Source organism: Mycobacterium sp. (assembly GCF_019247635.1).
Lineage (GTDB): Bacteria > Actinomycetota > Actinomycetes > Mycobacteriales > Mycobacteriaceae > Mycobacterium.
The window spans coordinates 50510-75216 of sequence record NZ_JAFBAR010000124.1 but is presented as its reverse complement, the minus strand read 5'-3'; the positions used below and the strand labels follow the sequence as shown (position 1 = coordinate 75216).

At 63.4% G+C, this 24707-nt stretch carries 28 protein-coding genes and 1 pseudogene; 18 read left to right on the top strand and 11 right to left on the bottom strand.

Annotated features, from left to right (window positions below; genetic code table 11):
* Positions 1-1405 (top strand): annotated as a pseudogene (locus tag JO236_RS20985) (PE family protein); the annotation flags it as partial.
* Positions 1406-1534: 129 nt separating this feature from the next.
* The gene (locus tag JO236_RS20980) at positions 1535-1828 is read left to right on the top strand and encodes a type II toxin-antitoxin system RelE/ParE family toxin (RefSeq protein ID WP_293335053.1); all 294 of its coding nucleotides are present in this window, start codon (positions 1535-1537) and stop codon (positions 1826-1828) included.
* A 17-nt stretch (positions 1829-1845) separates the two neighbouring features.
* Here JO236_RS20980 and JO236_RS20975 read toward each other — a convergent pair whose 3' ends face one another.
* Complete coding sequence (locus JO236_RS20975; protein WP_293335050.1) at positions 1846-2358, bottom strand: GNAT family N-acetyltransferase; 513 nt, start codon at positions 2356-2358, stop codon at positions 1846-1848.
* A gap of 3 nt (positions 2359-2361) precedes the next feature.
* Positions 2362-2631, bottom strand: coding sequence for a DUF1778 domain-containing protein (locus tag JO236_RS20970; protein ID WP_293335047.1), 270 nt, complete (start codon positions 2629-2631; stop codon positions 2362-2364).
* A gap of 465 nt (positions 2632-3096) precedes the next feature.
* Between JO236_RS20970 and JO236_RS20965 the strand changes: the two genes are divergently transcribed.
* Both JO236_RS20965 and JO236_RS20960 read left to right on the top strand, forming a co-directional pair.
* A complete protein-coding gene (locus JO236_RS20965) occupies positions 3097-3564 on the top strand; it encodes a hypothetical protein (protein WP_293335044.1) in 468 nt (155 codons plus the stop codon).
* Positions 3565-4223: 659 nt separating this feature from the next.
* The gene (locus JO236_RS20960; RefSeq protein ID WP_293335041.1) at positions 4224-5489 is read left to right on the top strand and encodes a fatty acid desaturase family protein; all 1266 of its coding nucleotides are present in this window, start codon (positions 4224-4226) and stop codon (positions 5487-5489) included.
* Positions 5490-5565: 76 nt separating this feature from the next.
* Here the strand turns inward: JO236_RS20960 and JO236_RS20955 are convergent, their stop codons facing one another.
* Positions 5566-6369: a transglutaminase-like domain-containing protein gene (locus JO236_RS20955; RefSeq protein ID WP_293335038.1), complete on the bottom strand. Its 804-nt coding sequence runs from the start codon at positions 6367-6369 to the stop codon at positions 5566-5568.
* A gap of 149 nt (positions 6370-6518) precedes the next feature.
* On the opposite strand from JO236_RS20955, the gene JO236_RS20950 reads away from it, so the two are divergent.
* The 3 genes from JO236_RS20950 to JO236_RS20940 are packed head-to-tail and all read left to right on the top strand — an operon-like array spanning position 6519 to position 8611.
* Positions 6519-6995 carry a winged helix-turn-helix transcriptional regulator gene (locus JO236_RS20950; RefSeq protein WP_293335035.1) on the top strand — a complete coding sequence of 159 codons (477 nt, stop codon included), beginning with the start codon at positions 6519-6521 and terminating at the stop codon, positions 6993-6995.
* A 36-nt stretch (positions 6996-7031) separates the two neighbouring features.
* Positions 7032-7538 (top strand): SRPBCC family protein, encoded by a 507-nt coding sequence (locus tag JO236_RS20945; RefSeq protein WP_293335032.1) that lies wholly within the window; start codon positions 7032-7034, stop codon positions 7536-7538.
* Entirely contained in the window at positions 7538-8611 is a 1074-nt protein-coding gene (locus tag JO236_RS20940; RefSeq protein ID WP_293335029.1) for an LLM class flavin-dependent oxidoreductase, read from the top strand. Before JO236_RS20945 ends, JO236_RS20940 begins: the two co-directional genes overlap by 1 nt.
* Here JO236_RS20940 and JO236_RS20935 read toward each other — a convergent pair.
* Positions 8608-9351: a hypothetical protein gene (locus tag JO236_RS20935; protein WP_293335026.1), complete on the bottom strand. Its 744-nt coding sequence runs from the start codon at positions 9349-9351 to the stop codon at positions 8608-8610. The genes JO236_RS20940 and JO236_RS20935 overlap by 4 nt on opposite strands.
* A gap of 216 nt (positions 9352-9567) precedes the next feature.
* On the opposite strand from JO236_RS20935, the gene JO236_RS20930 reads away from it, so the two are divergent.
* Positions 9568-9699 (top strand): hypothetical protein, encoded by a 132-nt coding sequence (locus JO236_RS20930; RefSeq protein ID WP_293335023.1) that lies wholly within the window; start codon positions 9568-9570, stop codon positions 9697-9699.
* A 306-nt stretch (positions 9700-10005) separates the two neighbouring features.
* Positions 10006-10233: a hypothetical protein gene (locus JO236_RS20925; protein WP_293335020.1), complete on the top strand. Its 228-nt coding sequence runs from the start codon at positions 10006-10008 to the stop codon at positions 10231-10233.
* On the opposite strand, the gene JO236_RS20920 is transcribed toward JO236_RS20925, so the two are convergent.
* From JO236_RS20920 to JO236_RS20905, 4 genes are all read right to left on the bottom strand, one after another.
* The gene (locus JO236_RS20920) at positions 10184-10975 is read right to left on the bottom strand and encodes a TIGR02206 family membrane protein (RefSeq protein WP_293335071.1); all 792 of its coding nucleotides are present in this window, start codon (positions 10973-10975) and stop codon (positions 10184-10186) included. The two genes, JO236_RS20925 and JO236_RS20920, sit on opposite strands and share 50 nt — an antisense overlap.
* 128 nt (positions 10976-11103) lie before the next feature.
* Positions 11104-12096 (bottom strand): ATP-binding cassette domain-containing protein, encoded by a 993-nt coding sequence (locus JO236_RS20915; RefSeq protein WP_293335017.1) that lies wholly within the window; start codon positions 12094-12096, stop codon positions 11104-11106.
* 2 nt (positions 12097-12098) lie between these two features.
* Positions 12099-13148 (bottom strand): ABC transporter permease, encoded by a 1050-nt coding sequence (locus JO236_RS20910; RefSeq protein ID WP_293335014.1) that lies wholly within the window; start codon positions 13146-13148, stop codon positions 12099-12101.
* Between the two features lie 2 nt (positions 13149-13150).
* The gene (locus tag JO236_RS20905; RefSeq protein WP_293335011.1) at positions 13151-13525 is read right to left on the bottom strand and encodes a hypothetical protein; all 375 of its coding nucleotides are present in this window, start codon (positions 13523-13525) and stop codon (positions 13151-13153) included.
* A 507-nt stretch (positions 13526-14032) separates the two neighbouring features.
* Here JO236_RS20905 and JO236_RS20900 point away from each other — a divergent pair.
* On the top strand, positions 14033-14497 hold the full coding sequence (locus JO236_RS20900; RefSeq protein WP_293335008.1) for a hypothetical protein: 465 nt from the start codon (positions 14033-14035) through the stop codon (positions 14495-14497).
* A gap of 31 nt (positions 14498-14528) precedes the next feature.
* Positions 14529-15428, top strand: a complete 900-nt coding sequence (locus tag JO236_RS20895) for an NmrA family NAD(P)-binding protein (protein WP_293335005.1) — start codon at positions 14529-14531, stop codon at positions 15426-15428.
* 49 nt (positions 15429-15477) lie between these two features.
* Here the strand turns inward: JO236_RS20895 and JO236_RS20890 are convergent, their stop codons facing one another.
* On the bottom strand, positions 15478-16308 hold the full coding sequence (locus tag JO236_RS20890) for a helix-turn-helix domain-containing protein (protein ID WP_293335002.1): 831 nt from the start codon (positions 16306-16308) through the stop codon (positions 15478-15480).
* A 3-nt stretch (positions 16309-16311) separates the two neighbouring features.
* Entirely contained in the window at positions 16312-17151 is an 840-nt protein-coding gene (locus tag JO236_RS20885; RefSeq protein WP_293334999.1) for a helix-turn-helix domain-containing protein, read from the bottom strand.
* 130 nt (positions 17152-17281) lie between these two features.
* Here JO236_RS20885 and JO236_RS20880 point away from each other — a divergent pair, with 130 nt between their 5' ends.
* The 7 genes from JO236_RS20880 (at position 17282) to JO236_RS20850 (ending at position 24273) form a co-directional block, all read left to right on the top strand.
* Positions 17282-18502 (top strand): acyl-CoA dehydrogenase family protein, encoded by a 1221-nt coding sequence (locus JO236_RS20880; protein ID WP_293334996.1) that lies wholly within the window; start codon positions 17282-17284, stop codon positions 18500-18502.
* Between the two features lie 15 nt (positions 18503-18517).
* Complete coding sequence (locus JO236_RS20875; RefSeq protein ID WP_293334993.1) at positions 18518-19750, top strand: CaiB/BaiF CoA transferase family protein; 1233 nt, start codon at positions 18518-18520, stop codon at positions 19748-19750.
* A gap of 4 nt (positions 19751-19754) precedes the next feature.
* The gene (locus tag JO236_RS20870) at positions 19755-20537 is read left to right on the top strand and encodes a crotonase/enoyl-CoA hydratase family protein (RefSeq protein ID WP_293334990.1); all 783 of its coding nucleotides are present in this window, start codon (positions 19755-19757) and stop codon (positions 20535-20537) included.
* Positions 20538-20561: 24 nt separating this feature from the next.
* Positions 20562-21512 (top strand): 3-hydroxyacyl-CoA dehydrogenase NAD-binding domain-containing protein, encoded by a 951-nt coding sequence (locus JO236_RS20865; RefSeq protein WP_293334987.1) that lies wholly within the window; start codon positions 20562-20564, stop codon positions 21510-21512.
* A 234-nt stretch (positions 21513-21746) separates the two neighbouring features.
* A complete protein-coding gene (locus JO236_RS20860; RefSeq protein WP_293334984.1) occupies positions 21747-22646 on the top strand; it encodes a 3-hydroxyacyl-CoA dehydrogenase in 900 nt (299 codons plus the stop codon).
* Positions 22643-23533: a 3-hydroxyacyl-CoA dehydrogenase family protein gene (locus JO236_RS20855; RefSeq protein ID WP_293334981.1), complete on the top strand. Its 891-nt coding sequence runs from the start codon at positions 22643-22645 to the stop codon at positions 23531-23533. Before JO236_RS20860 ends, JO236_RS20855 begins: the two co-directional genes overlap by 4 nt.
* Positions 23534-23763: 230 nt before the next feature.
* Complete coding sequence (locus JO236_RS20850; protein ID WP_293334978.1) at positions 23764-24273, top strand: hypothetical protein; 510 nt, start codon at positions 23764-23766, stop codon at positions 24271-24273.
* A 76-nt stretch (positions 24274-24349) separates the two neighbouring features.
* Here JO236_RS20850 and JO236_RS20845 read toward each other — a convergent pair whose 3' ends face one another.
* Entirely contained in the window at positions 24350-24661 is a 312-nt protein-coding gene (locus JO236_RS20845; RefSeq protein ID WP_293334975.1) for a DUF4333 domain-containing protein, read from the bottom strand.
* Positions 24662-24707 lie beyond the last annotated feature (46 nt).

Sequence of the window (24707 nt, the reverse complement as noted above, 5' to 3'; positions counted from 1 at the left end):
CGGCGACAATGCCGGGTTAGTCGGTAACGGCGGTAACGGTGGCGCCGGCGGTAACGGTGGGGCAGGCGGGGCCGTGAGCGCGTCCAGCACCGTCACCACCGGCGACGACGGCGGGGCCGGCGGGGCCGGAGGCACCGGCTCCGGCGGTACCTACGGCACCGTGGTTAGTCACGGGGGTAATGGCGGGGCCGGCGGGACCGGCGGGACCGTCACGGGCAGCACCGTTCACTCCGGCGACAACGGCGGGGCTGGCGGCGCTGGCGGGAGCATCGTTGCTGGTAATGGCGCTGACGGCGGCGCTGGCGGGGCCGGCGGCGCTGGCGGGGCCGTCATCGATAGCACCGTCACCGTCGGCGACGACGGCGGCGCCGGTGGTGCCGGCGGCAACGGCGCCTATGCGGGGCAGATTGGTAACGGCGGCGCCGGTGGGGCCGGCGGGGCCGGCGGAGCTGGTGGGGCCGTGAGCGGATCCAGCACCGTCACCATCGGCGACGATGGCGGGGCCGGCGGGGCAGGCGGCACCGGCAACCTTAGCGGGTATGTCGGTAACGGCGGCGCTGGTGGGGCCGGTGGGGCCGGCGGAGCTGGTGGGGCTGTGAGCGGATCCAGCATCGTGACCACCGGCGATGTCGGTGGGGCAGGTGGGACCGGCGGCACCGGCGACCTAGCCGTGTTAATCGGTAACGGCGGCAACGGCGGGGCCGGTGGTGTCGGCGGGGCAGGGGGGGCCGTGAGCGGATCCAGCACCGTCACCACCGGCGACATCGGCGGGGCCGGGGGCACCGGCGGCGCCGCCGGCCTCGCCTCGGATGTCGGTAACGGCGGTGCCGGCGGTAACGGCGGCACCGGTGGGGTCGGTGGGGCCGTCACCGACAGCAACGTCGGCTTCGGCGATGTCGGCGGGGCCGGCGGGATCGGCGGAGCCGGCGGCGCCGTACTCGTGCTCGGCAACGGCGGGATCGGCGGTGCCGGTGGGGTCGGTGGGGCCGGCGGGGCCGTCACCAACAGCACCATCTCCACGGGCGATGTCGGCGGGGCCGGAGGCTCCGGCGGTGGCGGCGGGATCAACATGATCGGCATCAGCGGCGGTCATGGCGGCGCTGGCGGTGCCGGCGGCGACTCCGGCGCCGTGACCGGCAGTCAACCCGGTACCGGGGATACCGGCGGGGCCGGCGGGGCGGCCGGCGCCGGCGGCCAGGCGATCGGACTCGGCAACGGCGGTGACGGAGGTACCGGCGGGGCCGGCGGCAACTCCCCGACCGGTCACGGCGGAGACGGCGGAGACGGCGCAGACGGCGGCGGCCCCGGGCTGATCGGCAGCGGCGGTGCCGGCGGCCCCGGCGGTAACGGCGGCACCGGCCCCGCCGGCAACGGCACCACAGGCCAGTCTGGCCAGTCCGGCTAACCTCAGCCCACGAACCTCCGTTCGGCGTGTGCTAACTGCGTCCTGCGACTTCGGATCACCCGCAAACACACACTGAAACGTACGAGTACGAAAACGGCCCGCTGACGTGCACGAACCGTCATGCACTGGATGCTGAACCACAAGGCAGCACAACCGGTTTCACACTGGCACTGTGGTTGTCAGGGGTTCGAGTCCCCACCGGAGAGCCCTCAAGCGATCCGGCATCGCCGCTATATCAAGAAACTCAGCCCGGAACTCAGCAGACTCGCATACAACAAGCGCGTTCTCATCAATGCCGCCGAGAGCATCAACGACCTCCGGGTGCCACCAGACAACCGGCTGGAGAAGCTGGCCCGCAGCCGCGCCGGCCAATACAGTGTCCGCGTCAACGACCACTGGCGCATCTGCTTCTGTGCAGCCTAGCTTTTCGTCGGAAGGGTTTACTCCCGCCAACGCTCCCCGAGCGCTTTCGCCGCTGTGGATACTTTCATGACCAGGCGACGCTTGCGGTTTCGGACGGGAACGAAGTGGTAGTGCTCGTAGAAGGATTGTGCTTGGTCGTCGATGGCATCGACGACGATGAGCCGGCCGCCGCCGATTTCGGATGCGGCGACGGCTTTGCCTAGTGCGTCGAGGAGTAGCTGCTCGCCAAATCCCTGGCCTCGCAACGACGTGTCAATCGCCAGGCGGGCGATCAAGTATCCGGGTATGCGGGAGTAGCCGCCGGCCATGGATCCCGAGAGGCCGTCGTCGTTGCGTACTACCTCGGTGGGGCAGATGGCGAAATAGGCGCTGACTTTCTGTTCGCCGAGCGGGGTCCATACGTAGACGTGCGCGATCCCGCTGCTGTTCGCGCGACGGGCATGGGCGACGAGCCAGGTATTCAGCGACTCCTTACCGCAGTCGAATCCTTCCAGCGTGTGGGCGTCAGTGAGTCGCTCGGACTCGAACATTGCTCAACGCCGGGTGAACACCGCTGGTTTCCGTGCGGCTGCCGCCAGCCGCGGCGCGGCGTCAGCAGCATCGAGTGAGGACATCAGTTTGTCGAACTGTTCGGGCTCCATCACCGTTACCAACTCGCGACGCAGGATGTCTTCGGCCCGTTGCATCGCCGCTTTCCGGACGAACTCCGACGTCTGCTCATGGACAAGGGTGGCGGCGCGCTGGATGCGGTCCAAGGTCGCTTGCTCCGCGCGAACCTCGATCCGCTTCGTTTTGACTGCCACAGCGACACCTCTTTCTTACGTTCAGTCATCCTCTGCTCGCAGCTGCCGATCACTTCATCGTACGGTGAATGTACGTACACGGCTAGTAAGCGAGTTGGACCAGCTGGGGACGAGCGCGATGTCTTCGTCAACGTGCAGCCCCGCTACGACGCCGAGGTCGCACACGAGCAACTAGCCGGCGCATTGGCAAGTACCGAATGCATCACCTGACCAAGAGTTATTCGTTGAGCAACGCAGCCGAAATCTGGCGCAGTGATGGACCATTTCCGTCGTGAATGTGTCCTGAGAACAATGTGCGCACTCGATGACTTGCACATTCCGTCATCATTTGCTGTCAGCAAGCGTAGCGTCTTCACAGCGGGACCCCAGCCCGTCACAATAGGAACCAGTTACCACCGGAGCCAGAGTGTGGCATGGCCCGGGCGGCGACACGCCTTGGGCCTCAAACAGAGAAGTGCCAACGTCATGAACACTTACCCGCGCCGCGAATCATCCACCCGCATGAGCGTTCGCACCGCGATCGGACTCGCGGCTTTAACGCCGCTGCTGCTCCTGGCTGCGGGGACTGCTTCGGCGGACCCGCCGAACGGCACCTATGACGTGGAGACCCCCCAGGGTCAAATTGGGTTATGGACGATCACTTCGTGCGGCGCCGGCTGCGCCAACATCCACGGTGGAGGGGGATCTAAGAAACAGGATCCTGACATCGCCGGGGGCATCATCGACACGCAGGTGTACAACGGTCAAGGGAGCTTCACGACGAACCCTTCAAGTCTGTGTCCGGACGGGACATCATTGACACAGGCACAGTCTTATACCGTGAATCTCACAACCATGAGTGGCACAGTTGCCGTTATCCCGCTGCGCTGTGCCGCGCACAAAGGCTCAGACGCGCCGTCATTCACGCGAACCTTCACGTTGACCAAGACCTAAACGTATTCGGACGGAACGCGTTTGAAATTTCGGCCATCGGCACGGAGCGGTCGTCCAGCTCAGTTGTCGCCACTATGCGTTCTCATCTTTGCGGTCGACCTTCGTCGGGAAAACGGCGCAGCTGGAGCGTCCAGCCGGGCTGTTTGGCGCCTGGGCGCAGGGCGAGGAAACGCATTTTGATGTATCTCGGCGCACACTTTCAGTGACGAGACGATGTCTGGCGCGAATTCATCGTAATAGCCATGTACGCTTGCGGTCGTCTGGGTTGGGTATGGCGGGGTGATTCCCCAGGCATACCGGGCCAGGCGATGTTGAACGTGACCGGTGTGGCAAGAAGGGAATATCAGGCGGGGCCTATCGAAGTCTTCGCCGGTTAATGAACCTGTATCGACGATGAGGAGGAGTTCGGCCTCGGGGGCGTGGTTGCCGCTCACTCATCTTGCGGAGCTTGGCCACAGGATCAACGAACAGTACTGACACGCAGGAAAACTGGGTCAACCTGCAGACATAAGAATCACGTAAGTCCTTCGTCCAGAAGGAACCAACAGAACCGTTAGCGGCGTTGACGGTCCAGGGAGCGGACTCGCCATCGATCAGGCACTCGCCGATGCATGTGAACGCTGAGATCCCGCCATCGAAGTCCGAAGGGGAGGAAAACCATGGCGATCACTGACGTTCCGGCCTTTGCCCACTTGACTGAGGCCGACATTGAGAATCTGGCCGTCGAGCTGGACGCGATCCGACTGGATATCGAGGATTCGCTTGGCCAGCGCGACGCCCGCTACATCCGCCGCACCATCGCCGCGCAGCGTGTTCTCGAAGTAGCGGGCCGGCTCGTGCTGGCCGGTAGCTCGAAGCGCTCGGCGTGGTGGGCGGGAACACTGACCCTGGGTCTGGCCAAGATCGTCGAGAACATGGAGATCGGCCACAACGTCATGCACGGCCAGTGGAACTGGATGAACGACCCCGAAATCCACTCGACCACATGGGAGTGGGACATGAACGCGGCGTCAAAACACTGGCGTTCCGCCCACAACTTTCGGCACCACAAGTACACCAACATCCTCGGCATGGACGACGATGTGGGCTACTTCATCCTGCGAGTCACTCGTGACCAGACCTGGGAGCGCTACAACATCGGCAACCTGCTGTACAACGCCATCCTCGCGCTCGGGTTCGAGTGGGCAATCGGCTTGCAGACCGTCGACCTCGAAAAACTCTTGACGGCCGGCCCGGAGCGCGACACCACCCTTCAGCAGACGCGCGAGTTCTCTACCAAGGTCGGCAGACAGGTGGTCAAGGATTACGTCGCGTTCCCGGCGCTCACCTCACTGTCGCCGGCGGCGACCTACAAATCCACGCTGAAGGCCAACGCGTTGGCTAACGTGATCCGCAGCATCTGGGCCCACGCGGTGATCGTCTGCGGGCATTTCCCCGATGGCGCAGAGAAATTCACCAACACCGATATGGAAGGTGAAACTAAGGGCGAGTGGTACCTGCGCCAGATGCTGGGAAGTGCCAACTTCGAGGCCGGGCCCGTGCTGCGGTTCCTGAGCGGCAACCTCTGCCATCAGATCGAACACCACCTGTACCCCGATCTGCCGAGCAACCGGCTGCACGAAATTTCGGTGCGGGTGCGCGCGGTGTGCGAAAAGTACGACTTGCCTTACACCACAGGATCTTTCCTGAGGCAGTACGGCGAGACGTGGCGCACCATCGCCAAACTATCGCTGCCGAACAGGTACTTGCGCGACACTGCCGACGATGCCCCGGAAACCCGTAGCGAGCGGATGTTCGCTGAACTGGAGCCCGGTTTCGCCAGAACCGACCCAGTGACAGGGCGGCGCCGCGGGCTCAAGACGGCGATAGCAGCGGGCCGCCAACGGCGCCGCGAAGCCGAATCGCCACGCTGGCAGCGGTTTTGATGGGCCAAAGACCCCGACCGAGTCAAGCGGATTACCCAGCTGGGAAGTTGTCAGCAATCGTCGGGGCGCGCCATGGTCAGCGGATGGAAACCAGTTGGTCGATCGAATCCCGAGGCAGGTCGCCATCGACGACGGCGGTCACCAACAGCTGATTCAGCGTGATCGCGCCTTTGTGATTGTCGAGGAACGCTGTGTCGGCAGCGTCGCGACCGGTGGCTATCCGCACCAAAGTTTGCCGCGGCGCTAGCAGCGTCGCATCGACCACCCGCCACTGTCCCTCGACGAAAGCCTCGGCGACCGCGTGAAAATCCATCGGATACGCGCCTGGGGCGTACACCGACACCAAGCGGGCTGGGACATGCACCGCACGTAGCAGTGCGACCACCAGATGCGCGTAGTCGCGGCACACACCTTCACCGGCGAGCAACGTGTCCACCGCCCCATCAATCGGATCACTGGAGCCGGGCACATAGTTCAGCCTGCTACCCACCCACGAGGTCACGTGCTCCAGCAGCGCTGCGGGACTGCGGTCGTTGCCGAATTCGGTTGTGGCGAAACCATAGAACTTATCGGCCTCGGCGTAGCGGCTGGGCCGCAGATACATCGACTGGTCGTAATCGGTTACCGGAGCCGGATCAGTCTGGCCCACGACTGTCGCCGAGTAATGGACTTTTAGTGTCCCCGTCGGCGCGTCGAACTGATGGATGCGGTTGCCGTGCACTCCACTGATTTCAAGTGGCGTGATTGGTTGACCGTTCAAGACGAAGTGCAGTGACTCGAAGACCTCGGTGCGCGGATGCGGCGCAACTGCTATCTGGAACTCCAGCCGCGTAGACGCGGTGATTTCGACCTCGATCTCCGCGCCCACTTCTCGTCTCATAGCGCGATACTGCGCCGGTTGCTGCGGATTCGCCAGCCGAGCGACGGTGCGAACGAAACAACCATTGGTCCGCGCGATCGTCGTCGCTCGTCCTCGGTGCTCACGAGTGGGCGACAGTCCAGCTGCTCGAAAGCGTTATTGTCAGACGAGTGAAGCACGTCGATCTCTTGGAGGAGAACTGCGCCATCACCCGCTCGGCTGGCATCCTTGGGGAGCGCTGGGTGTGGGTGATTCTGCGGCAGGCGTTCAACGGGGCCCGGCGCTTCGAGGACTTCCAGCGCGGCATCGGACTGGCCCGCAACGTGCTCACCGAGCGCCTGAACTGGCTGGTCGAGCACGGCATTCTGGAGCGTCGACCCTACACCGAGCACACCGCACGCGCCCTGAACGAATACCGGCTCACCGCCAAGGGCCGAGCCCTGTTCCCGGTATATGTGGCATTGATGCAATGGGGCAACCAGTGGACCGGTCTTCCCGCTCCGCCGGTGGATCTGTTGCACAACCCGTGCGGTCATCGCGTCCCAGTCCGCGTCGTGTGTTCGCAATGTGGCCGGGACATCGACGCCCATGACACCGAGCCGGTTATCGGACGAGGCCTGATCATGCAGCGCGGTGGCAGACGATGAGGGTCCATTAACGCCGGATGAGGAGGTCCGAGGGCCATGGAATGGACGGGTGCGCGCTATGCGGATACACCCAACGTGGAAGTCCAGACGTGGATCGACGCGTCGCCGTCGCAGGTGTGGCAGCTGGTGTCGAACATCGAATTGATGCCGACGATGAGCGAAGAACTGCAGTCGGTCGAATGGCTGGACGGGGCAACCGGGCCGTCGGTCGGTGCCAGGTTCGTCGGACGCAGCAAGCATGAAGCACTGGGAGAGTGGGCGACTACTTCGGAGGTCATCGAGTGCGACGCGGAGCGTGCACTGGCATGGGCGGTCGAGGATCGCGATAACCCCACCGCGATATGGCGTTTCACCTTGCACCCGAAAGACGATGGCACCCTGCTGACACAGTGGATGCAGATGGGCCCCGCCCGCTCGGGGCTGTCGTTTGCGATCGATCGCATGCCCGACAAGGAGCAGAAGATCGTGTTCGTGCGGACGCGTGAGTTCGAAAAAAATATGACCGTAACCCTCGAGCACATAAAGCAGTTGGCGGAAGGCTGATGCGCGCGGCCACCACGATCGAGGCATCGGGTTTCCAAGACTGGTCGCAACAAAGGGATTTCGTTGTCGAAGCCGAGAGGCTGGGGTTGGACATCTGCTGGGTAGCCGAAGCATGGGGGTCTGACGCGCCGTCGGCGCTGGGCTACTACGCCGCCTGCACCGAGCGGATGCTGCTCGGCTCGGGGATCATCCAACTCGGGACACGGACCCCGGTCGCGATCGCGCAGGCCGCGATCACGCTGTCGAACCTGTCGGGCGGCCGGTTTCTGCTCGGCCTGGGCGCCTCTGGCCCGCAGGTCATCGAAGGGCTGCACGGGGTGCCGTTCGACAGGCCGCTGATCCGGCTGCGTGAAACCGTTCAGATCGTGCGCCACGTATTCGAGGGCGGCAAGATCTCTTATGCCGGTTTGGAATTCAACATTCCACTACCGGGCGGTGACGCTGTGCCGATGCGGCTGTCGATGCGCGCTGAGCATGCCATCCCAATCTATCTCGCGACTTTGTCGCCGGCGATGCTACGGCTCACCGGTGAGGTCGCCGACGGGTGGCTCGGTACCAGCTTCGTGCCGGAAGGGGCGGGCGCCTACTTCAGGTATCTCGATGACGGTTTGGCCCGCAGCGGACGTTTCCGCCGCGACCTGGACATCTGTCAGGGCGCGGAAGTGGCCTTCGCCGACGACGAGGAGTCGTTGCACGGGATGGTGTCCGCACGCAAAAAGGAGCTCGCCTTTAGCCTCGGCGGTATGGGATCGAAGTCCACCAACTTCTATAACCGGGCTTACAGCCGGCAGGGCTGGGCCCAGGTGGCCGGTGAGATCCGCGAGCGGTGGCAGGCCGGTGATCGCGACAGGGCGGTCGAGTTGGTGACCGACGAGATGGTGTTGGCCACGACGCTGATCGGCACGGAACCCATGGTGGGGCAACGATTGCGGCTGTGGTGTGATGCCGGCGTCGATACGGTGCGGCTCTACCCTGCCGGTGACACGCTTGATGACCGATTGACCACCTTGGGCCGGGCGATTGAAATGGTGCACGGGATCAACAGCTCCCCGGGGACCAAACGAACCCCTTAGACCAGGTGGATCTCGCTCACATCGATGGACACCATGAGTTCGTCGGCCAGCAAGCGGCCGCCGGCGTCGCAGCGGTATGCGCGGCGCTTGGTCGGAAGCTTGATCCCTTGGGCATCCACGATGTCGTAGACGTATTGAATCGCAGCGAAACCGCCCGCGACATCGACCCGATAGTCGTGGCGGCGCAGCAGAAAGTCACTGCCGAAATAGAACTCTTGCATGGCGCTGTGGCTGGCGAAGTGGTTCGGGCAGCGGGCCTGTAGGCCAAACCAGCGCTGGCCGTCATCCTCGATCGGATCGATTTCGGCGACGTCGAACCCGGGCAGTGTCATCAGAAACGGAGTGGTCAGATATGTCCACAACGCGTAGCCGTTGAAGTAGGCGCGTTGCAACGGATCCCACGGCGTTGTCAAGCCGTGGCCGGCGAACGATTCTCGCGGATCGCTTCGTTCGGAGACCACACGGCCGTCAAGCTTTTCGATGGCGACGCGGTCCGGCGTGAAGTCGGTTTTCTGGTCCGCCGCGCCGAACGGTTGCACAGAAGCCCATTCGCGCTGCAGCGCAACGATCATTCTGCGCGGTAGAGGATCCTGTGGTTGGCCCTTCATTTCCCAGAGCTTGCCGCCACTGACGATGGTCGCCGTCATCGAGCTGAATTGGCGCCAGCGGTCAAGTCCGCCGTGCGCGTCGAGCACGGCATCGAGCAGGTCGGTCACGCCAGGACTGGCTTTGCCGGACATCATTGGATCATAGGCCGTGAGTGTGCGCCTTTGAAGGACGTCACAGCATCACCCGGGTGTCCCCGTCACTACCACGTATTAACCGGGATCGGCTGAGGATCTGTCCGGCGGAATTTCGACCGTGTGGGGTGCGCTCATGGTGGCGTAGGCGTCGGAGATGGCGAGCTCAGCAATCGACCGGCAGCGCAGAAACCTTGGGCAAGAGAGGAATAGCTCATGTCCGCGATCCACTTTCACGAGGTGAGCACCTCGACCCCGGATCAATTCATCGCCGGGCTAACCGATTTCGGACCGGGCCGATCCCAGGCGTTCGAGAACAGCGCCGACGTGTACCGGGCGGTGCGATGAACGGCAGCCGGCCCCGTCCGGCCACCGAAACAGACTGCAGCACTGCCGATCCCGACGGAACGGTACGAAGCGCCGCCAATGGCGGACTTGCAAAGGTAATCGAAAGACTCCGCACCAAACGGGCGCAAAGACGTCGTGAGCAACGGGAATTCAAAGCATGGTTAGAGATAACCGCCGAACCACTTTGGTAACACCTCTATACGCCCACGCGGTGTCTTGATCGTTTGACCAGGGTGGGTCCGCGGGCACGAGCGTGATCGCCGCACCCACGACGCGCCGAGATCCACTCGGCCACGGTGTGGCTGGATGCGATCCTTGATCGGCGAATTATCCTCCGCCAGTGTGCGATTCAGAGAACTGCGGGCGCACGCGGATGTCGAGTTTCGGGTGGGTGTCTTCCACATGCGCCACCCGGTCGTGGGGGACCTGTATCTGCACCAAACCGGTTCAACATCCCGCATTCGGGCGGTCAGCACATGCCGACCTATCGTGCCGACCCCGGCAGTGACTCCTCCAGAGCGCTCGACACGCTGAGGTCGCTCAACTGAGGCCTGCCTTGGACACTTCGTGCTGTCCGTCGTTTCAGCTCCCATGGCCAGGTCATGAGCGCCCAAACCGCACCAACGATAACGATCTCTGCAAGTACGTAGTACGGCCACGGTCCTAAAACGTCCAGCACTGAGGCGTTGAGGGGTTTCCTGTTGAGGAAGCCGTAGTCGGTTCCCGCGATTGTGTTGAAGCCGAAGGTGAACGCCCCCCACGCCAGGGTAGTGATCACCGCGAAGCGGTAGTTGCGCCAACCCGGACGCATCCCGTAGCCCCACGTCAAATAGATGGCCGCCCACACAACGAGCAGGTGAAGCGCAAAGAACGTAAGAAAGCCATGGCTGGGAAAGTCTGGCCCGTTGAGATCCGGTGTGATCAGCGCCTGCGAGCTCAGGGGCAGACCCCAGTAATAGGTGAGGGCGAAGGCCCACTTCCGGTGTGACCACAAAGCGTAGGCCGCAGTGAGTTCGGCTAGATCGCACAGTTGGAGTGGCACGGAGTGGTCGATGCTTGGCTGGATCAATTTGTAGACCAGAGCGACGCCGAATATCGTCACGGTCAGAGCGCCCAGGACGCGACCAAGCACCCGGGCCTGCGAATCGGTTTGGCGGCGGCCGATCCAAACCAACGCAGCGGAACCGATCGCGAACACCAGGAGCACTATCCAATGCGACAGGCCGTAGGCGACGAACTGTCGCGTCGCAGAGATCGGCGCCGAATCCGCCGCCATCAAGTGCTTGTAGCTTGCCGTGAGGTCAAAGCTGGCGCTGTCAATGATCATTTTGATGTCCTTTCCGGTGTTCCTGTCGTTCCATCGCGCTGCGCTCATTCGACCGAGGGCCAAATAGCTCAAGCGACTTAATCCATGGCCGGCGCGCGTCCGTCGACGGGGCCCTTCGTAGCCGCGGCGCCGAGACGTTGCCGGAACGCCGGCACGCTGTAGCCGACCACCGCTGCGTCGGTGCGGGCGCGCACCGACGCGGAGCGCGGCAGGCCGAACAGCGGGCCTACTTCGCCGAAGTGGTCACCGGGCTTGGCAACTCGCAGCACTTGCTCGCCACCGCCCGGTAGTTGCCGGATCAGCTCGAGCTCTCCGTCGGAGACGATGTAGATCAGGTCGGCCAGCGCGCCTTGGTTGAACAGAACCGTTCCGGCCTTGAGATGAATCGTCTCGTGCGCGCGGTTGACCAAGGTCGTAGTTGGCACCATCTCAATCACCCGATCGGCGAGCGGTAGCAACCGGGGATCATGTGTGGCCACGACGACGATGCGATCGCCGCTCGCAAGGCTGCGAATCAGCCGTAGCATCTCCTCGACCTGGAGGTAGTCGAGGTGGGCGGTCGGTTCGTCAGCCAGAATCAGCGGCGGATCCAGGGCGATCGCGCGCGCCACGGCTACCCGTTGTTGTTGGCCGCCGCTGAGATCACCGGGACGGTGGGACATCCTGTGCTGTAAGCCAACACGGGTCAGCAGCTCTTCGGCGCGCGCACGCGCGGCGCTGCGGGAGACTCCTGCTGCGCGTAGCGGCACGAGTACGTTCTCGAGCGCCGTCAGGCTTGGCACCAGGTTGAACGCCTGGAACACAATGCCTACGTGGTGGCGCCGGTATTGCGACATCGCGCGGCGATTAAGCGCGGTCACGTCCACGTCATCGACTGTGATCCGGCCGGACGTTGGCGTCAGTAGTCCGCCGAGGCACGACAGCAATGTCGTTTTCCCGCAACCACTTGGGCCAAGCAGGATGTTCAACGAGCCGGGGTCGAGGTCGAGGTTGAGGCCGTCGATTGGGCGGATGGTGTTGCCGCCGCTGGGGTATTCGACGACGAGGTTTTGAGTGTGCAGACCGGACATGGTTAGGGACCTCCAAATGCGTGTGCGGGATCGACGGTGGCAGCCCGTTGGACTGCCGTGGCGCTGGCCAGCAGTCCGACCAGGACTGCGATTACCGCAAGAAGCGGATAGGCCGAAGCGGGCTCGATGACGTTCATCGGGAACAGGGGCGCCAGCAGGTGTGAAAGTCCCGCGCCGAACGCCGCGGCAAGGACGGCGACGAAGATCGCCTGCAGCACCAGGCCGGCCAGGACCGATCGCGTCGAGACGCCAATCGCTTTGAACACCGCGAAGTCACGCATGCGCTCGAGCGCCGACAGGTAGACGACGGCTCCGACGATCAGCGCCGCAACGATCCACAGCAGAATGGCGACGATCCTGATCGCCTCGACCGCAATTTTGGTGGGCCGCATGAGGTCATCGACCGCCACCGTGCGATTGACGACCCGGTAGCCGTCGGGGACCTGTGTGAGCGTGCCGCGGATCCCGATCGATCCGACTAGCGCCTGCCCTTCGTAGGCAAGTTGCTGGATACCCTCGGTCGTCACAAAGAGGTTCGGCGTCTTTGCGAGTGAGGTGGAATTGTTGACGATGCCGACGATCGTCATTCTGCGCGAACCTACCTCGAGCTCGTCGCCGATTTCGCGGTCGATCGTGCTCGACACCGCAATCTCGTCGGGGTGCGACGGCGCCCGGCCGGACGACATGGCTGGCATGCCCGGACCGTCGGCGGGTGCACCGAACACGGCGGCGTCGCGGGTCGCGTCGCCGCTTTTGAACGTCGCCCCTTTGTACAAGAGGGGAGCGGCGGCCACTACGCCCGGGGCGCCGGCGATTGCCTGCAGCTCTGACGCTGGGAAGGGCGCGGAGCCCAGGAATGGGCCGGTTGCACCGGATTTGATCAGGAACTCGTTGACGCCGAGGGAATCGACTGTGCGCTCATCCTCTACCCGGAACCCGTGGGCGAGCCCGGTGAGGACGAGTGTCATCGCGAATACGAGACCCGTGACGACGATCGCGATGACGAAACGCCATCTGCGCCATTGCATGTCACGCAGTGCTGTGAATAGCATTATCAGTGCCAACCTTTCGGAGTTTGTCGCGCACGCGGCGTACCGGTACCGCCTGAAAGTGCTTGGTGCGGAGTGCCTCTCCCTGTACCGGTGAGCGCAACGTAAAGGGCGATGAGCGCGCCGACGGTGGTGAAGACGGCCGCGGTCGTTGGGATGACCTGCAGCCACAGCGAAGCATAGTTGTGAACATGCGCTGTGCCTCGCGCAGCAATGCGCATTACAAACACAACGGCGTCAGAAATATCCGACTCCGCATGCTTGAGCGCCTTCGTCGCGGCCAACCGACCGAAAGCCGAACCTACGCCCACAACTCGATTCCGCTGTCCCGCCTCCAGATACGGCGCGGGCGGCGCGGGCAACGTCACGGTGGTGGTCACGGCGTCCTCCCTCATCTGTGGTGTGCCGAACTCTCGGCGGGGCGATGCATTTACCATCAGGGCACTGCGGCAGGGCTGGGGATGCCGCATTGATCCCGGGTACTGGCAGGGACAGGATCAGCGCAAGTGGTGCAGAGGGAGCAGATTAGCCAAATAAGTCTCTGCGACACTCCACGATCAGGTAGCAGGGGCTGTTCGGAGCTGCGAATGCGCTCAGACGACAATGGGCACGACGCGTGGCGGCTGAACCTTGTCCTGCCACTACCAGGATCAGCGGGGTTAGGTTGCCAATTGGCAAGCGGGAATTCCTAACGGCTACGGTGCGTCCTTAGCGGCGCATCGATCAGCAATCGAGCGCGAAGGGACAGCTCGTGAGCCTGCTCATACATCCGAGGATCGTCGGCCCGTCAAGCGGCTCCGCCGTCGGGCATGCCGTGTGTCCGGCTGGCGGGTCCGGCCTATGCAAGCGCATCCACGCACGAAAACGACTGTAGAAAGGAATGTCTCATGACCTCGTTTCATTTTCACCACACGACCATCTCGACCCCTGAGCAGTTCGTCGCCGGGCTCACCGACTTTGGGCCGGGCCGACAGAAAGTCTTTGCCAAAAGCGCCTACTCATACCTTAGGGTGCATCACCTCGGCGTCCATGATGCCGATGTCACCGAGGGCTCGGGTGGCGTCTGGGAACGCCTGCTGTATGACTGGTCCGATCCTAACCGCGTCGCGGCCAAGACAATTGACTCCAACGTGTTCGGCGGCGCGTCGGGCTACAGGTACACCCTTACGCGGCGGACCGATGGAACGACCGACGTAGATGTCGTCATCGTACGCGAGGGCAAGAACTTCAGAGGCCTTGTTCTCTCGGGCTTGCTCGCAACCGTCGCCAAGGGATCCTTGCGAAAGGCATTTGTCAACAGCGTCAAGACGATCGAGGCCCGCAGCGACGCGAACGCAGCGGACAGCTCATAGCGGCGGTCCATCGGCGAGAAAGGTGACCAACATGATTGACACGAACGAGTTGTTCCTGATTACCGGCGCCACCGGCAACACCGGCGCGCACACCGTGAGGTTGTTGCGTGAACGCGGTCTTCGCGTCCGCGCCTTGGTACACAGCGTCGATGAGCGCGCGGACCGGTTGCGCGAACTGGGCGCCGAAGTCGTGCAGGGCGATCTGCTGGACTTTCCCTCGGTCAGCGCCGCGGCTGCCGGGGTGCATGCGGCCTACTTCAACTACCCTGTCGCCCCGGGCTTGGTGGAGGCCACCGCGAACTTCGTGCAGGCGGCCAGCGAGGCCGGCGTGCGTGCGGTGGTAAATATGTCACAGATCTCGGCGCGTCGGGAAGCCAAGAGCAATGCCGCGCGCCACCATTGGCTCGCCGAACGGCTGCTGGACCGCAGCGCGCTGATCACCACCCATCTGCGGCCCACCTTCTTTACGTTCTTTATGAACATGTTCTGGATCCGCGACAACGACGAAGGCGTCTATCGTCTGCCCTTCGCCGAGGCCCGCCACGCCCCCATTGACGCCGCCGATCAAGCCCATGTCATCGCCGCCATCCTGCAAAACCCCGACCCGCACGACCGCCAGGTCTACCCACTGTTCGGCGCCGAAGAACTCAACTGGCATGAAATCGCCGCGAAAGTTCAACGCACCCTGGGCATCCCGGTGCGCTACGAGCCAATCGACATTCCCACCTTCGCGGACGGTCTGACCGCGGCCGGCGCCTCGGCGCATTTTGTGCAGCACATCAGCAACGTGGCACAGGACTACCGCGACGGCGTCTTCGCCGGGGTCAACAACCTCGTCGAGGTGATCGGCGGAGTCAAGCCCATCACCGTGGAGGACTACGTCGCGGCCACCCGATCCCGGTTCGAATCCAGCGGGCGCCCTCGTCGGTGAGCGCTGTACGGAAAAGGACCCAAGGGCGCCACGGACTCGGCCTGCCGCTCTAGCGAGCGGGGGAGGATAGCGACCGGAGTTCCTCTAGTGCTCTGGCCGAATCGCTACCGGGTTCGGCGCGATAGACGAGCAGATGCTGTCCAACGGCCTGCGGCAGATGCGGAACGTTGAGCTGGTTCCGGCATAGATAGAGGTCGCCGACCAGGGGATGACGCAAGTGCATGGTTCCCAACCGATAACCCACATTGGCTCGCGCCCACAGTTGGCGGAAAAGTGGGCTCGCGGAGGATAATTCAGCAATCAACGTGTGCATGCGAGGATCATCCGGAAGTGTGCCGGCAAGCTCGCGCAGTCCGCTCACCGCGGCATCGGTGGCCTCTTCCCAATCAACGTACAGCTCCCGGGCGGCGGGGTCTAAGAGGCGCCAGCGCAGGAAGTTTTGTCCCAGCGCGAATCCCGGTGACAGCGCCTGGGCCATCGGATTTGCGGCTAGGACATCTTGATATCGACTGGCCACGATTGCCGGGAACGGCAACTGATCGATCAGGTCGTCTAGCCCCTCGACTACTGCGTCCAGAATAGAGCGATCCCAGCGGCTGATGACCGGGTTGGCCAGTTGGTGCAGATATCTCGTGGACTTGTAGTCCAGCCGTAGCGCCCGCGCAAGCGCCTCGACGACCTGAGCTGACGGGTTCTTATCGCGACCCACTTCAAGTCGTAGGTAGTACTCGACGCTGATGCCCGCCAGGAGCGCCAGTTCCTCGCGACGCAAACCCTGGACGCGTCGTCGCGCGCCGGGAACCAGCCCGACATCCTCGGGACGCACCTGCTGTCGCCGCGCGCGCAGGTACTCGCCCAGCGCGCTGGCCTTTGCCGCCACGACTTATTCCCCGCCGGCGCCGGTGGTGGACGCGGCCGTCAGAGATCGTAGCTCCTCGAGCGCTCGGGCGGATTCGCTGCCGGGGTCGGCGCGGAACATCACCACGTGGTCCCCACCGGCGTACGGAGCGTTGAGCCGGTGGGTGTGAAGATGAAGGTCGCCGACTAGCGGGTGACGAATGTGGCGGAGTCCCAAGAAGTAACCCACGCCCGTGCCGGCGGACCACAGTTCGCGGAAACGCGCGCTTATCGCGCACAGTTCATCCGTCAACGCGCGCATGCGAGCGTCTTTCTTACAGGGACCGGCGAATTCCCGCAAACCACCCACCGCGCTAGCGGTCGCCTCGTCCCAATCAACGTAGAGGTCGCGGGCGGCGGGGTCTACAAAGCGCCAGTGGAGGAAGTTTTGTCCCGGTGTGAATTCGGGCGACAGGGCGCGGGCTAACGGATTTGCCGCCAAAACGTCTAGGTACCTGTTGGCCACGAAGGCCGGCACCAAGAACTGATCGATTAGTTCCGCTAACGCGTATGCCCGTGCTACTTCCAGATCGGTGGTATCCGGTCTGGTCGGGTTGGCCAGGTTGCGCAGATGTCCCGTGGCTTTGGCGTCCAGCCGCAGGACCCGGGCGAGCGCGTCGACAACCTGAGCCGACGGATGCTTGTCACGGCCCACCTCCAGGCGCAGGTAGTACTCGGCGCTGATGCCCGCCAACATTGCCAGCTCCTCGCGGCGCAAACCCGCGACCCGTCGGCGCGCACCGGGAATCAGCCCGACGTCCTCGGGCCGCACCTGCTGGCGCCGCGCACGCAGGTAGTCGCCCAGTGCATTGGCCTCGACAGCCATCAGTCGAGCTTAAACCTGTCCCTGCCAGTACCGGGGATAAAGGCGGTATCCCCGACCGATCCGCGCGGCGCCGATGGTTAGTGCAATGCGAAGACAAGAGCCTTTGCCGAACCAACGAACAGAGGATGCAATGACCATCACGGTTACGTTGCCGACAACGCCCCAGCCCTATTTGGAACGGGGGCTGCTGCCGGCCGATTTCTACGCCTACGAGGAGCTGCTGTCAGATTCGGAGCGCAAGAAGGTCGCCCGTATCCGCGAATTCTTCCGCACGGAGGCCGCACCGATCATCGACGACTACTGGGCGCGGGCCGAGTTCCCGCATGAGCTTGTCAAGGGGTTCGCGAAGCTGGGCCTGCTGGATTGGGCCGATCCCGATTCGCCGGAGTCCGCGCCGAGCAACCTGATGACCGGTATCACCGCGATGGAGATGGCGCACGCCGATCCGTCGCTCTCGGTGTTCTTCGGAGTGCACTCGGGGCTGGCGATGGGCTCCATCCTCTCTTGTGGGTCCGAGGACCAGAAGCGCCGCTGGCTGCCTGCGATGAGCCGTTTCGAGAAAATCGGCGCGTTCGCGCTGACCGAGCCGCACGGCGGCTCCGACGTGGCAGGCGGCATGGAGACCACGGCCCGCCGCGAGGGTGACGAATGGGTGCTCAACGGTGCCAAACGCTGGATCGGCAACGCCACGTTCGCCGACGTCGTGGTGGTGTGGGCCCGCGACGTCGAGACGAATCGCGTGCTGGGCTTCGTGGTGGAAAAGGGAACTCCTGGTTTCACCGCGACGAAGATCGAGAACAAGTTCGCGCTGCGGATCGTGCAGAACGCCGACATCGTGCTCGACGAGTGCCGGGTTCCTGAGGCCAACCGGTTGCAGAACGCGAACTCCTTTAGGGACACCGCCGAAATCCTGCGCCGGACGCGTAGCGGTGTGGCGTGGCAGGCGGTGGGCGTCCAATTCGCCGCATACGAGCTCGCGCTGCAGTACGCCAAGGAACGCACCCAGTTCGGTCGCCCGATCGGCAAGTTCCAGATGGTTCAGGACCTGCTGGTCAAGATGCTCGGCAACGCCACGGCGTGTGCCGGGATGATGGCGCGTCTGGCCCAGTTGCAGCACGAGGGCGTGTACCGCGACGAGCAGTCCGCGTTGGCGAAGGCCTACTGCACCGTGCGGATGCGCGAGACGGTGCATTGGGCCCGGGAGTTGTTCGGCGGCAACGGCATTGTGCTCGACTACAACATCGGCCGGTTTGTTGCCGACTCGGAGGCTCTGTACTCCTATGAGGGCACCCGCGAGATGCAGACTCTGATCGTGGGCAAGTCCGTCACCGGCCTGAGCGCGTTCGTTTAAAGGGAGACGACAATAATGACCACACAAGCAACGCAATCCGTGTTTTCCGGCCTCAAAGTTGTTGAACTGGCGAGCTTTATCGCCGCACCCGCGGCCGCGACGATGCTGTCGGACTTCGGGGCCGACGTCATCAAGGTCGAGGCGCCGGGGATGGGTGACCCGCAGCGATTGCTGAGCTCGGTACCGCCGAGCCCGGCGGCGCTGGGGAATTACAGCTGGCACTTGGCCAATCGCAACAAGCGCGGAATGTCGATCAACCTGAAATCCGAGGGCGGGACACAGATCCTCAAGCGTCTCGTCGAATGGGCCGACGTGCTGATCACCAATTTCCCACACGGCACCCGCGAGGGCTTGCACCTGGGCTATGAAGAAGTGTCGGGATGGAATCCTCGGATTATCTACGCCGACATCACCGGTTTCGGTGACACCGGCCCCGATGCAAAGCTGCCCGGGTTCGACCTGACCGCCTTCTGGTCGCGCAGCGGACTGCTTGCCGCCACCCGCGACGCCGGGGCTCCGCCTACGGCGCCGCCGTGGGGCAGCGGCGATTACACCACGGCCGTCGCGATCTACGCAGCGATCACCACCGCGCTGTATCACCGCGAACGCACGGGGCGGGGTGCCAACGTCGGCACGTCGCTGTTGGCCACCGGGGTGTGGGCAACGGGAACGCTGGTCTCGGCGGCGTTGGCCGGCGGCAAGCCGTACGAGCTGCATGACCGCAACACGCCCGTCAACGCGCTGACGAATCCGTACGCATGTGGCGATGGGCGCTGGATCATGCTGGCCGCCAAGCGATCGGCATGGCCGGTATTGGCCAACGCCATCGGTCGGTCGGACCTACTGTCCGATCCGCGCTTCAGCGATGCGAAGACCATCGGTCAGCATGCCGCGGAGTTGGCCGAACTGCTTGACGCCGAATTCAGGGCGCAACCGTTGGCGCACTGGAAGGAGGTCCTCGACGAGGCTCGCATTCCATTCGGTGTCATCCAGACGCCTGAGGAGGCGGCCGAGGATCCGCAACTGCGCGCCAACGACATCGTCGTGCCGATCGAGGGTGCCGCTGATCTGGACTACACGGTCAATAACCCGCTCACCCTTCGGGGGCTGGCACGGGTCCCGGCGCGGCGCGCACCCGAGCACGGAGAACACAACGATGAAATCCTCGCGCAACTGGGCTTTAGCGCGGATGACATCAGCCAACTACAAGCCACGGGAGCGATTCCCGTTGGGGCAGAACAGGAATAGTGCAATGACCACAGTGGAAGCAGCAACCGAGCTTGTACTCGTCGAGCGTCATGACGGCGTCTTAACGATCACCATCAACCGGCCGGCGCAGAAGAACGCGGTCAACCGCGAGGTCGCCGTCGCAGTAGCGTCCGCCCTGGATCTGCTGGATTCCGATCCGTCGCTGTCGGTGGGTGTCCTCACCGGCGCCGGCGGGACATTCAGCGCGGGCATGGACCTGAAGGCGTTCGCCAACGGGCAGACCCCGATCCTTCCGGGTCGCGGATTCGGCGGAGTCACCCAAGCTGTGGTGCGCAAGCCGCTGATCGCGGCCGTGGAAGGCTGGGCGCTCGGTGGTGGGTTCGAGATGGCGCTGGGCTGCGACCTGATCGTTGCCGCCGAAAACGCCAAATTCGGGCTGCCCGAGGTGAAACGGGGACTCATCGCGGGGGAGGGCGGTGTCATCCGCCTGCCGCGGCGCATCCCCTACCACGTCGCCCTCAAGGTGCTGCTCACGGGCGAGCCGCTCTCGTCCACAGATGCCAAGCAGTACGGGCTTGTCAGTGAGCTGACCGCTCCTGGAGCCGCGCTGCAAAAAGCACATGAGCTTGCTCAGCGCATTGCGGGCAACGCCCCGCTTGCCTTGGCGAGGGTCAAGCAAGTCCTGCGAGACACGCAGGGCCTCAACGATTCCCAGGCGTTCGCCCGTCAGGCCGAGGACGCGTCCAGTCTGCTGAAGTCCGAGGACGCGCACGAGGGAGCCCTGGCCTTCGCCGAAAAACGTGCACCCGTCTGGCGCGGGCGCTGACAACCAAGTAAGGGAGTAACCATCATGAATGCACTAAAGCCTGTGCAGCGCATAGCAATTGTCGGTACCGGCACGATCGGTGCGAGCTGGGCCACGCACTATCTCGCCCACGGATTCGATGTGACGGCGACCGATCCCGCACCGGGAGCCGAGGCGGCACTGCGATCCTATGTGGCGGCCGCCTGGGAGGGGGTCAAGACGCTGGGGCTCGCGCCCGGCGCCTCGCCCGACCGCCTGACGTTCACCTCCGACATGCATTCGGCCCTCGCTGACGCGGACTTCGTCCAGGAAAACGCGCCCGAGCGCCCGGAACTGAAGGTCAAGCTGTTCGCTGACATCGACGACGCGACGCCACCCGAGTCGATCATTGCTTCGAGCTCATCGGGCATCACGATGAGCGTGATGCAGGCCGAGTGCCGACGTCCGGAGCGGACCGTGATCGGCCACCCCTTCAACCCTCCCCACGTGATCCCGCTGGTGGAAGTGGTCGGCGGGACCAAGACCGCGCCCGAAACCATCCAGGACGCGATGGTGTTCTACGCCTCGATCGGCAAGAAGCCCATCCATTTGAAGAAGGAACTACCCGGCCACGTCGCCAACCGCCTGCAGTCGGCGCTGTACCGGGAAGTGGTCTACCTGATCGGGCAAGGAGTTCTTGACGTCGCCGACGCCGACGACGCGGTGTCGTGGGGGCCCGGCTTGCGCTGGGGGGTCATGGGACCAAACCTGCTGTGGCACCTCGGCGGCGGCTCGGGCGGCATCCAGCACTTCATGGACCACCTGATGCCCCGCATGGTCGCGGGATGGCCGGGGCTGGGCCACCCGGAGTTAACTCCGGAGCTCCAGCAACAGGTCATCAAAGGCGTCCTCGAAGAGGCGGACGGCCGATCGATCGAGGAGCTCGGCGCCGAACGCGACGAAATGCTGTTCGGGCTTTTGGCGGTGCGCGCCGAGCACGGGGCGTCTCTGGCGTGAGCGATTTTGTGAGCGGTTTTGTGAGCTAAGGAGACAACGATGCTGAGCGTGCTGTACGGATTGATGGCAATGACGCCCATCACCTTCGGTATTGCCGGTTACGTACTGGTATCGCGTCCCTGAGTTGCGCCGAACATCGGCAGCACGCTTCAGCCGTTAGCCATAACGTAATTCGCTACGCGGCATGCCAAATATGTTGACTCGCCACAGATTTCAAATCGAAAGGATTAAATCATGACTCTGACCAATAAATTGTTCGTCCTCGAGGCCAGCGGTGGCGGGCGGCTGTTCTCCATCAACCCCGACGGCTCCGACAAGACATTTCTGGTCACCGGATGCCCCGTCCCCGATGGTGTCGCGGTCGATGTCGAGGCGGGCCACATCTACTGGACCAACATGGGAACTCCGCCGGCCAATGACGGCTCCATAGAACGTGTGGACCTCGACGGCGCCAACCGCACCACCATCGTTGCCAGCGGCGGCACGTACACACCCAAGCAACTACATTTCGATGCTGTCAGCCGCAAGCTGTACTGGTCGGACCGGGAGGGGATGCGGGTGATGCGTTGCGACCTCGACGGTTCCAACGTCGAGACTCTGGTGCAGACCGGGCACGGCGACGAGGACCGCCGCGACGAGACGAACTGGTGCGTCGGGGTCGCTGTCGACCACGTCGGCGGGCATCTTTATTGGACGCAGAAGGGTCCCAGCGATGCCGGCTTAGGCAGGATCCTGCGTGCCGGAATCGACCTTCCCACAAGCCAAACGGCATCCAACCGCAGCGACATCGAGGTGATCTTCAAGGACCTGCCCGAACCGATCGACCTCGAAATCGACGGCACTTCACGGACGCTGTACTGGACCGATCGTGGTGACCCGCCACACGGCAACACCGTCAACCGGGCTCGGCTGGACACCATCGGCTTCAGCCAACCCGAAATCGTGTTGACCCACTTGATGGAAGGCATAGGTATTGCGCTCGATCCAGCCCATAACCGCATGTTCGTCACCGACTTGGGAGGCAACGTGTGGGCAGCAGCACTGGACGGATCCGGTAATCGCCCTATCCGGGCTGTGCAAGGCAACCTGACGGGCATCGCCTACGCCCAGCTACCCGGAGGATGCACGCCATGACTTTCAACGTGCCAACCGACTTCCTAACTCGACCGGTGGCCGTGATCGGCGCCGGCACACTCGGGCGCCGCATCGCGCTGATGTTCGCCGCGCATGGCGCCGATGTGCGGATCTATGACCTCAGCGAGGAGCAGCGCGGGGCGGCCGTCGACTATGTAACTGACGGCCTCAACGCTCAGGAACACCGGATCTATGGTCGTGTGCATAGTCACGTGACCCCGGAAGCCGACCTCGGCGTGGCGGTGCGCAACGCGTGGCTGGTGATCGAGGCGGTTCCCGAGAGGCTTGAGCTGAAGCAACAGGTATTCGGACAGCTTGACCAGCTCTCGGCCCCCGACGCCATCCTTGCCAGCAATTCATCGTCCTACGCCAGCCGCATGTTCTTGGACCAGGTCGAGCATCCCGAACGCGTGCTGAACATGCACTTCTACATGCCGCCGAAACAGAATGCTGTGGACGTCATGTCATGCGGCGAGACCGACCGCCGCGTCATTGATTTCGTGCTGGCGACGCTGCCGCGGTTCGGGTTCTACCCGTTCGAGGCACGCAGGGAGAGTACGGGTTTCATCTTCAACCGGATATGGGCAGCGGTAAAACGGGAGGCCCTGGAGGTGGTTGCCGAAGGTGTCAGCACGGCGAAGGAGGTCGACCGGATGTTTGTGATCAACACCGGCTCGGCGGTCGGCCCGTTCCGGATGATGGACCAGGTCGGCCTAGACGTCGTGTTGGATATCGAAGAGCACTACTGCGCTGAGCATCCGGAGTACCCCGAGGGCCCTCGCCGGCTGTTGCGCAGCTACGTGCAGCGGGGAAGGTTAGGTGTCAAATCCGGCGCGGGGTTTTACGACGACTACCCACGCGCAGCCGGCTCGGCAATCGCTTCCTGAAACCAGAGCACCGCGCGGTGTATCGCTGTGACAGCGACCGCGGCACCATGGCAATTCACTATCGGTAGCACGTTAATCTGCGATATGCGGAGCCCGTGGTGTGCGCCCGCGTGGTTGTCCCGAACATTCAACAAATCACGACCGTTGTGTCCAGCAGAAATGGGTAAACAAACACACAGCGGCGGGGCGCCAGGTTGGCAATCAGGTAACTAGTCGGAAGGCGGCATTGGATGGCGGATCACGAGGGCGGTCGGTGGGACGTCGGTGTTGAGGACGATGCGGTTCACCTCGAGCGCATCTCCGCGAGCAACAAACAGGTCTTCGACGATGTGCTAACACCGGACGAGGCCCGTGAACTAGCTGGGCTCTTGACGAAGTACGCAGACAAGGTCGACGAGGCCGAGGACTCCGGCAAGTCCAAGGATTCCGATGACTCTGAGGATTCCGGCAAGTCCAAGGATTCCGATGACTCTGAGGATTCCGGCAAGTCTGAGGACTCCGATGACTCTGAGGATTCCGATAAGTCTAAGGATTCCGCTAAGTCTGAGGACTCCGACGAGAAGGATTCCGGCAAGTCTGAGGACTCCGATGACTCCGAGGATTCCGACAAGTCCAAGGACTCAAATGACTCCGAGGATTCCGACAAGTCCAAGGACTCCGATGACTCCGAGGATTCCGACAAGTCCGACGACTCCGACAGCTCCAGCAAGTCCGGCAAGTCCGGCAAGTCGTCGGATTAGATACCAGTGCCGCTGGTCTGCTCGCCCGGATTCAGCAGGAACTAGAAGGCGACGTCGCGGTAATCGAACTTACTCGCTAGCTGCGCTGGGTCTTGATGTCGAACGTGAGATCTTGGCCGTCGACCTTCGTGACTCTCATGTGTGCGGTGTAGGGCCCATCTGGGCCGGTGAAGTGGCAGTCGAATGTTGCGCCCACTTTGGCCTCGACGCCCGAGGGACAGCGCACGTCAGTCGGCGTGAAGCCGGTCTTTTGCGACTCCAGGTTTACGACAGATTTCGCGGCTACCTCAGGCTTGATCACCATTTTGCTGCTGCAACCGGCGACACCGAGAACCATCGCGCCGACGAGCACGGTCGCGACGTAGCAACCGTAGAACGTTTGCCTCATGGGGTCAGATTTTGCTCTTGGCCGGGTAAGACGTCAAGCAAATAAG